The sequence below is a fragment of the Phytobacter sp. V69 genome, assembly GCF_965644215.1.
In the GTDB taxonomy this organism is placed as follows: domain Bacteria; phylum Pseudomonadota; class Gammaproteobacteria; order Enterobacterales; family Enterobacteriaceae; genus Phytobacter.
This window is the reverse complement of record NZ_CBFFRL010000238.1, coordinates 1-6147: the sequence shown is the minus strand read 5'-3', so window position 1 is coordinate 6147 and position 6147 is coordinate 1. Positions and strand designations below refer to the sequence as shown.

Sequence of the window (6147 nt, the reverse complement as noted above, 5' to 3'; positions counted from 1 at the left end):
CGGCCTCATTTCTCGCTGCCGTCCAGATCAGATGCATCGCTCTCTGGGCTAAAATCTTGTGACGACACTATCTAGGATTGATTTTATTTTTAACCTTCACGGTGCCGGATATCGGCACCGGCTGGAAAATCCTCTATGCCGTGCTGACTTATTTCGGCCTGTCGTTGCTCTATTCACTGAATAATGTGCCGTACTGTGCGCTCATCACCAAACTGACCACCAACCCACAGGAGTTAATCTCCTGCCAGTCTTATCGTTTCGTACTGTGCGACGTGGCGGGTTTCATTGTCTCTGTCGACCTGCCGATAATGGTGTCATGGTTTGGCCAGGGCGACCAGGCGAAAGGCTATCAATTGGGCGTGGCCGTGCTGGCCACGGCGGCGATGGTGATATTTCTTATTTGCTACGGTGGGATAAAAGAACGCGTCAATACTCTGGCAACGCATGTGTTTAATTTAAAAGATAGCCTGCGCAGCATTCGTAAGTTATGGTGAGTGGAAATCCGGGACGCGGGCATCCGGGATGAGCTTTGCCTTTAATCTTTTTGTCTGGGCCGTTGCCGGTGTCATTATCAGCGTGACGCTGAGCGTGATTTCATGCCATGCAGGGCAAGAAAATCAGACGCCGTTATCACTGGGCGGCATAACGTTGCTCTCGACGGTGATCCCCGGCGTTCTGCATATGCTGCTGGCGGCGGTGGTCTATTTTTTCCGCATCGATAACGCGATGGAAGAACAAATGCGCTCAGAGATGGCCACCAGAAAGTAAATCTGTTTACTGCCAGAGGCTGAATTATCAGCCTCTTTCACGGAGAACAAACGCGGTCGGCGCCACACCTGGAATATCCGCAGCGATTCCCGTTATAATCACGCAAATTCTTTACCAGGTTAGATACGACGATGACAAAACTCACCTTACAAGAGCAGATGCTAAAAGCAGGATTAGTAACCAGCAAGAAGATGGCCAAAGTCCAGAGAACAGCGAAGAAATCACGCGTTCAGGCTCGTGAGGCGCGAGAGGCTGTAGAAGAAAACAAAAAGGCGCAGATCGAGCGTGATAAAGAGCTGAGCGAGCAGCAAAAGCAGGCGGTTTTATCGAAAGAATACAAAGCGCAGGTGAAGCAGCTTATTGAAATGAACCGGATCGCTGTTGCGAAAGGCAATATCGATTTTAACTTCACCGACAATAACCTGATTAAAAAGGTCGTAGTGGATAAAGTCACGCAGACGCAGCTGATTAATGGCCGTCTCGCCATTGCGCGTCTGGTGACTAACAGCAACGGCGACAGTGAATACGCGATTATCCCGGCCGTCGTTGCCGATAAAATTGCCCAGCGCGATGCGAGCTACATTGTCTTAAACAGCGCGTTAAGCGAAGATGTCCAGGACGAAGACGATCCGTACGCCGATTTCAAAATCCCTGATGATTTGATGTGGTAATACGCCGTGTCTGATTCCCCTTTTTTCTGCACGTCTGCGCCGGGCTTCCTCCCGGCGCATCTTCATGATGATGCCACTCAGAACGGGCTGGCATTGTGGGCGCTAATCGGTTCTTCGCTGACCGGATGCACAAAATGCAGCGCGCTGGCGTGCAGCATCAGCCGGGGCGTGTCTTCCGCGCCCGGCCACGTCAGGCCGCCATACAGATCGCAGCCCAGAATCGGATGCCCCAGTTGCTGGCAGTGAATGCGCAACTGATGAGTACGCCCGGTTTCCGGGGTGAGTTCGACCCGCGTCAGTGGCAGTAACGCCCCGCCTTCACCTTGCCGATAAATGCGTTCAACGACCCGATAGCGGGAGCGCGCGGGCTTGCCGTTGATAGCGCAGATGGACATCAGCGGGAACAGCGCCGGATCTTTGGCAATCGGCGCATCGATCACCCCTTCGTCGTCGGCAACGTGCCCGCAGAGCAACGCGCTGTAGACCTTACGCACGGTGCGCTGGCTGAACTGGTGGCAGAGCGCGGCGTTGATCGCCTTATTGCGGGCCACCACCATCAGCCCGGAGGTGCCGAAATCCAGGCGGTGGACCAGGGTGCAGCCGGGGAATATCTGCACCAGCCGGTGATGCACCGAGTCGAAGTTTTGCGGATTTTTCCCCGAGAGGCTGAGCAGCCCGGCAGGTTTATTGATGAGTACCAGGTGCTCGTCCTGCCAGAGGAGTTCAATCTCGTCATGGCACGGCGGAGCAATAAAGGTATCGATAATCACAGACATCAGGCGGTCCGGCGGAAAAGTGAGAGCGGATGATAGCTAATTCTCCGCCGACTGGCGAATCTGCCCCTCACTTGGTCTGCTCGCGCCACAGGGCGATCTCTTCATCCAGCCAGGCGATGAACAGAGCGACCTCCCGTTTTTTCTCCGTCTGCGGGGACGTCACCAGCCAGTAATGCCAGGGATACGGCGCACTGAACGGCGTTACCTGCACCAGTTCTCCTCGTGCAATAGCGTCCCTGACTAATGTACGACGCTCCAGCGCGATACCCCTCCCGAGCCGCACGGCTTCGAGCACCAGGTTCGAATCGTTGATGCGTAGCCCGGTGGGCACGATCTCTTTTTCCAGCCCGGCATTAAGGCACCAGGTTTTCCACGATTCGGTCGAAAAGATAATGTGACTTTTCGCCACCTCTTCGGGCGTGCCGGGTAACTGGCCCTCGTTATAACCGGGGGCAGCGACAACGATAAGCTCATCCGAAAAAAGAAAGCGGCTTTCCATCCCTTCCCAGTCGCCCTGTCCCATACGGATCGCAATATCGATACCTTCCTGCAGCATGCTGGTGACCGTAAGGCTAGCCTGCAGGCGCAACGAGATAGCGGGATATTTTTCGCGAAACCGCATCAGGCGCGGCATTAGCCAGTGATTGCCAAAAGACGGCACCGTTGCCAGCGTCAGCTCCATCGTGCGCGGCTTCACCTGCACCAGCCGGGTGGCATCCGAGATATGGTTGAGCGCCTCGCGTATCTGCAACGCATAGAGTCGCCCTTCTTCATTAATCTGCACCCCGCGGCCATGACGGATAAAAAGCTTTACGCCAACCATCTCCTCGAGGATTTTGATTTGCTGGCTTATCGCCGAATGCGTCACGTTCATCTCTTTTGCCGCCTGCGTTACGCTGCCAAGGCGCGCAACGGCCTCAAAGCTTCGCAAGCTGGCGATAGGGGGAAAATCCGACATCTTACTGCCCTCGTCGCATCGTTCAATTCGTTAACATTACTACCCGATAGCCTTCGCTAAATCAGCCCCTGATGGCAAACATTAAATAACCATCTGAATTTATGCCTGTTAATTTTTAAAGCATTTTCATAAATAGCGGCAATATCCCGACATGTTAGAAAAACTAATATCAGAGGTAAGAAACCCGTGATATTCGCCCATGGGGATTTACGCTAAGGTTTGTCTGTCTTCTTCGCCGCAATGCCCACGCTGACGGGTGTTGCGGTTAATCGATTAACAGCAGTGGCTGTGTATGGACAGGATCACGATGAAACTCATTGGCATGATGGACTCGCCTTACGTCAGGCGCGTTGCGGTATCCCTGGAACTCTATGGCATCGAATTTGAGAGCATGCCGCTTTCGGTATTTCGTTCATTTGAGGCGTTTTCCCGAATTAATCCGGTCGTCAAAGCGCCGACGCTGGTGATGGATAACGGCGTGCAGTTAATGGACTCAACGCTTATTTTGCAGTATTTCGACGCACAGGCCGGAGCAGAACAGAAATTATTGCCGCAGGAGCCCGGCGCGCTGGCAGGCGATCTTCAGATCCTGGGGGTGATTCTTGCCGCCTGCGAAAAAGCGGTACAAAACATTTATGAGCACAATCTCCGGCCTGCGGAAAAACAGCACCAGTCATGGATTGAGCGCGTGACACAGCAATTGTTAGCCGCTTGTCGGGAGTGGGATGCGCTGCTGGAGGCTCGCCCGGCGGCGAAACGCCTGGACCAGGTATCGGTCACCAGCGCGGTGGTCTGGACATTCATTCAGTTTATGATCCCCAATGTGGTGCAGGCTGGCGATTTCGGCAACATTGCGGCGGTGGCCGAAGCCTGTGAAGCCCTGCCCGCGTTTAAAAAATATCCTCTGTGCTAAATGCGGGATGGGTTAATCGCGGTACTGATTAACTCGCCCGCCCCCCAACAATAAAAGGCGAAGGGATTTTCCTTCGTTTTTTATGCCGTTATCTATACTCCAGGTACCCTGCTCTTATCCATTAAGGCTTCTTGTGTTAGCAAATATCCTCATCGCGCTTGTCGCCGCTATTCATATCTACATTTTGGTGCTCGAAATGTTTTTGTGGGACACCAAAACAGGCCGCAAGGCATTTAATCTCAGCGCTGATTTTGCCCGCGACAGCCGCGTGCTGGCTGCCAGTCAGGGGTTGTATAACGGCTTTTTAGCCGCCGGTTTGCTGTGGGGATTGTGGCTGGGTGATGGCGGGTTCGAATTCAAATTCTTCTTCCTGGTGTGCGTGGTGATCGCCGGGGTGTTTGGCGCGGTCACCGCCAGTAAGAAGATCCTCTATATCCAGGCGCTCCCGGCGCTGGTGGCGTTGATCGCATTGTTGATGCCTTGAGGGGGGGTTGTTCCCCTCATTCCAGACGAGGGGAACAGTGCTCATCAATCGTTATTGCCGCTCAGGATGCGGAAGCCTCAGGCACGTTGGTGCCCATGCCTTCGGGCAGAAACGGGGCAATCTCGGCCAGTTCGTCCACGCTCAGCCTGAAATCCGCCGCCCCCAGAAGCCCGTCAACCTGCGTTGGGTGGCGCGCGCCAACTATCGCCCCGGAGATGGCCGGTTGTCTCGGCACCCAGGAAATCGCCACTTCCGCCCGTGGCGTTCACCGATCCGACGAAAGGTCTCAACCAACGCCAGGTTGCAGGTCAGACGCGGCTCTTTGAAGTCCGGGCTGCGGGTTTTACGCCAGCCATCATCAGGGAGACTGGCGATGCGTTCCCCAGCCAAATTCCCAACCCGGTCCCGCGATGGCCCAGGTACCCAGACCGATCGGCGAAATAGTGAAATCGGCATTGCCCAGTTTTTTCTGTTGCATGGTTTATCTTCCCTATCAATTCGACGACGCCAGTGTGGCATGCTGGATAGCGGGCGATAAGCCATACTATGTTTGATGAACTACTGAATAATTCTCATCAATATGACAATCGATCTGCACGAACTGGACGCCTTTGAAGCCGTCGCACGACATCGAAGTTTCCGTAAAGCGGCCGCCGAACGGAGTGTATCCGCCTCGGCCCTGAGTCATGCCATGCGCGGGCTAGAAGAACGGCTCGGTGTGCGCCTTTTCCACCGCACTACCCGCAGCGTCACGCCAACCGAGGCGGGTTATCGCCTGCTGGCGCGACTCACGCCCGCCCTGCGTGATGTTGCCGACGCGCTCGCCGACGTAACGGCATTACAGGCAGTACCTGCGCCTGAACGTACCGCGACCGGCAGCCTGGCTGGTACTGGCCCCGATATTGTCGGGTTTTGTGGCGACGTATCCGCGCGTCAAAGTCGATGTGGTAACCGACGACGGTCTGGTCGATATCGTGGATGATGGCTTCGATGCAAGGTAGACAGGCGTTTCAATTATCGGGGCGTTAGTCGCTGGATGGAATTAAAAAGCAAGATTCGCAGTTTCTTCTTAAATGCGCTCGATTATTTTAATCACTCTCGCAGAGTTTCATTCTAATATTGAGGTGAATTATGTCTTTTATTATCACTGGATTAAATGGCAATAGCTTCCAGCACCTTTATGGCCTTTCCGACGATGAACTCAAGGCATACGGTGCGATAAGATTCAATGTGGATAAATACCCCTCCTGTCCAGATAGAATCACACTGACAGACATTCCCATGGGAAAGCGTGCCATTTTGCTTAATCACACTTATTTAGACAGTCGTTCACCCTATCGAGGGACGCAAGCAATTTTTATTTGGGAGGGTAAAATTGAACCAAAGGTTTTGAAAGATGAAATTCCAGAGATTATGCAGAACCGAATGATATCCCTGCGTGCATTTGATCAAAACGACATGATGATTGAACCGCCCCGGGAATCCTGGAGACTAAACTCTTGTCAACAGCAGTCGAACTTTGACCCACCTTTGTTTAACAACAGCAGTTGTAATTTGACCCACCTGATCACTCAGGA

At 53.6% G+C, this 6147-nt stretch carries 10 protein-coding genes and 1 pseudogene; 8 read left to right on the top strand and 3 right to left on the bottom strand.

Annotated elements, in window-relative coordinates; genetic code table 11:
* The first annotated feature begins 77 nt into the window (after window positions 1–77).
* The 3 genes from ACSZPU_RS22375 to ACSZPU_RS22365 all read left to right on the top strand — a co-directional run bounded on the left by ACSZPU_RS22375 (window position 78) and on the right by ACSZPU_RS22365 (window position 1439).
* Window positions 78–494: an MFS transporter gene (locus ACSZPU_RS22375; RefSeq protein WP_499003278.1), complete on the top strand. Its 417-nt coding sequence runs from the start codon at window positions 78–80 to the stop codon at window positions 492–494.
* 28 nt (window positions 495–522) lie between these two features.
* Complete coding sequence (locus ACSZPU_RS22370; protein ID WP_499003276.1) at window positions 523–768, top strand: hypothetical protein; 246 nt, start codon at window positions 523–525, stop codon at window positions 766–768.
* Between the two features lie 131 nt (window positions 769–899).
* On the top strand, window positions 900–1439 hold the full coding sequence (locus ACSZPU_RS22365; RefSeq protein ID WP_499003273.1) for a DUF2058 domain-containing protein: 540 nt from the start codon (window positions 900–902) through the stop codon (window positions 1437–1439).
* A 77-nt stretch (window positions 1440–1516) separates the two neighbouring features.
* Here ACSZPU_RS22365 and ACSZPU_RS22360 read toward each other — a convergent pair whose 3' ends face one another.
* Window positions 1517–2215 carry an RluA family pseudouridine synthase gene (locus ACSZPU_RS22360; RefSeq protein WP_499003272.1) on the bottom strand — a complete coding sequence of 233 codons (699 nt, stop codon included), beginning with the start codon at window positions 2213–2215 and terminating at the stop codon, window positions 1517–1519.
* Window positions 2216–2282: 67 nt separating this feature from the next.
* Window positions 2283–3173, bottom strand: coding sequence for a LysR substrate-binding domain-containing protein (locus ACSZPU_RS22355; protein WP_499003268.1), 891 nt, complete (start codon window positions 3171–3173; stop codon window positions 2283–2285).
* A 307-nt stretch (window positions 3174–3480) separates the two neighbouring features.
* Between ACSZPU_RS22355 and ACSZPU_RS22350 the strand changes: the two genes are divergently transcribed.
* Together ACSZPU_RS22350 and ACSZPU_RS22345 are read left to right on the top strand one after the other, a co-directional pair.
* Window positions 3481–4086: a glutathione S-transferase family protein gene (locus ACSZPU_RS22350; RefSeq protein ID WP_499003266.1), complete on the top strand. Its 606-nt coding sequence runs from the start codon at window positions 3481–3483 to the stop codon at window positions 4084–4086.
* Between the two features lie 133 nt (window positions 4087–4219).
* Window positions 4220–4570 (top strand): DUF1304 domain-containing protein, encoded by a 351-nt coding sequence (locus tag ACSZPU_RS22345; protein WP_499003264.1) that lies wholly within the window; start codon window positions 4220–4222, stop codon window positions 4568–4570.
* 61 nt (window positions 4571–4631) lie between these two features.
* Here ACSZPU_RS22345 and ACSZPU_RS22340 read toward each other — a convergent pair whose 3' ends face one another.
* Complete coding sequence (locus tag ACSZPU_RS22340; protein ID WP_499003262.1) at window positions 4632–4820, bottom strand: hypothetical protein; 189 nt, start codon at window positions 4818–4820, stop codon at window positions 4632–4634.
* A 330-nt stretch (window positions 4821–5150) separates the two neighbouring features.
* Between ACSZPU_RS22340 and ACSZPU_RS22335 the strand changes: the two are divergent.
* From ACSZPU_RS22335 to ACSZPU_RS22325, 3 genes and pseudogenes are all read left to right on the top strand, one after another.
* A pseudogene (locus ACSZPU_RS22335) lies at window positions 5151–5327 on the top strand (LysR family transcriptional regulator); the annotation flags it as partial.
* A 145-nt stretch (window positions 5328–5472) separates the two neighbouring features.
* Complete coding sequence (locus ACSZPU_RS22330) at window positions 5473–5571, top strand: hypothetical protein (RefSeq protein ID WP_499003260.1); 99 nt, start codon at window positions 5473–5475, stop codon at window positions 5569–5571.
* Between the two features lie 130 nt (window positions 5572–5701).
* Window positions 5702–6147: DUF1203 domain-containing protein (locus tag ACSZPU_RS22325; RefSeq protein ID WP_499003258.1), on the top strand; the 446-nt coding region annotated here is incomplete at its 3' end.

Bases quoted from the DNA above. Each gene is read 5' to 3' on its own strand.
- ACSZPU_RS22360 (WP_499003272.1), bottom strand. From the start codon at position 2,215: ATGTCTGTGATTATCGATACCTTTATTGCTCCGCCGTGCCATGACGAG.
- ACSZPU_RS22350 (WP_499003266.1), top strand. From the start codon at position 3,481: ATGAAACTCATTGGCATGATGGACTCGCCTTACGTCAGGCGCGTTGCG.
- ACSZPU_RS22355 (WP_499003268.1), bottom strand. From the start codon at position 3,173: ATGTCGGATTTTCCCCCTATCGCCAGCTTGCGAAGCTTTGAGGCCGTT.
- ACSZPU_RS22370 (WP_499003276.1), top strand. From the start codon at position 523: ATGAGCTTTGCCTTTAATCTTTTTGTCTGGGCCGTTGCCGGTGTCATT.
- ACSZPU_RS22365 (WP_499003273.1), top strand. From the start codon at position 900: ATGACAAAACTCACCTTACAAGAGCAGATGCTAAAAGCAGGATTAGTA.